General features: G+C 55.9%; 2 protein-coding genes. Both read left to right on the top strand.

Going from position 1 to position 1,040, the window contains the following annotated elements:
- A partial coding sequence (locus tag HFD92_RS21470; protein WP_167429674.1) for a DUF3304 domain-containing protein occupies positions 1–396 on the top strand: 396 nt, incomplete at its 5' end.
- Between the two features lie 108 nt (positions 397–504).
- Positions 505–1,038 carry a DUF3304 domain-containing protein gene (locus HFD92_RS21465; protein WP_167429673.1) on the top strand — a complete coding sequence of 178 codons (534 nt, stop codon included), beginning with the start codon at positions 505–507 and terminating at the stop codon, positions 1,036–1,038.
- The last annotated feature ends 2 nt before the right edge of the window (positions 1,039–1,040 follow it).

Below are 1,040 nucleotides of genomic sequence, written 5' to 3'. Positions count from 1 at the left end.
CATTTCAGTGTCGACGGTCAGTCGGGAATAGACATCATCGGGCCGTATCAGGGCGGCGGGGGCGGCTGCTGCTATGGTGTGCCGGCAAAGTGGCGGCCGGGTATGACAGTCAAAATAGACTGGGAAACGGGAGTGGGTGATATGGATGGGTTTCCAGGGTTTGACAGATGGGATGAGTATCTGGCCTGGGAAAAAAAAATGAAGGCTCAGAATAAGCAGCACAGCGCGGTAGTACCGGTTCCGGACTATACGGAGCAAAAGACCTGCGGTATCACGGTGCACTTTATGCCCTGCGATGAGGTGAAAGTGACAACCAGCTGCGTGAGCCCCGGCCGGCCGGGCTACCCAATCAACGAACCGCTGCAGATGCCGGAGCCAAAAGTCTGTCCGCAATAATCACCAGCCTGACCTTTATTCCCCTTCAGTAATGCTCAGCCATGCCATTCCGAAAAGTCATGGCTGAGCAGGACGCATGTCATCTGTTTCTTCATCAAAGGAATGCAAATGAAAATACGACTTTACCTTGTGGTACCGGGTGCCCTGCTGCTGGCGGGCTGCAGCCAGCCGGCGGCGAATGCTGAAACCCGGAGTGGCGGTGGTGGAACCATTGTTGCCATCAATCATACCAGATGGGCAATCAACCATTTCAGTGTCGACGGTCAGTCGGGAATAGACATCATCGGGCCGTATCAGGGCGGCGGGGGCGGCTGCTGTTATGGTGTGCCGGCGAAGTGGCGGCCGGGTATGACGGTGAATGTCGACTGGGAAACGGGGGTGGGTGGCTCAAAGGGGTTTCCGGGCTTTGCTGACTGGGAAAAATATAAGGACTGGGAAAAAAAAATGAAGGCCCAGAATAAGCAGCACAGCGCGGTAGTACCGGTTCCGGACTATACGGGGCAAAAAACCTGCGGGATCACGGTGCACTTTATGCCCTGTGATGAGGTGAAAGTGACCACCAGCTGTGTGAGCCCCGGCCGGCCGGGCTACCCAATCAACGAACCGCTGCAGATGCCGGAGCCGAAAGTATGTCCGAAATAATC

The organism is Pantoea sp. EKM101V, from assembly GCF_011800325.1.
GTDB classification, from domain to species: domain Bacteria; phylum Pseudomonadota; class Gammaproteobacteria; order Enterobacterales; family Enterobacteriaceae; genus Pantoea; species Pantoea anthophila.
The sequence above is the reverse complement of the archived record's forward strand: the minus strand, read 5'-3'. Positions and strand labels throughout refer to the sequence as shown.

Coding starts and splice junctions, on each gene's coding strand:
- HFD92_RS21465 (WP_167429673.1), top strand. CDS start 505: ATGAAAATACGACTTTACCTTGTGGTACCGGGTGCCCTGCTGCTGGCG.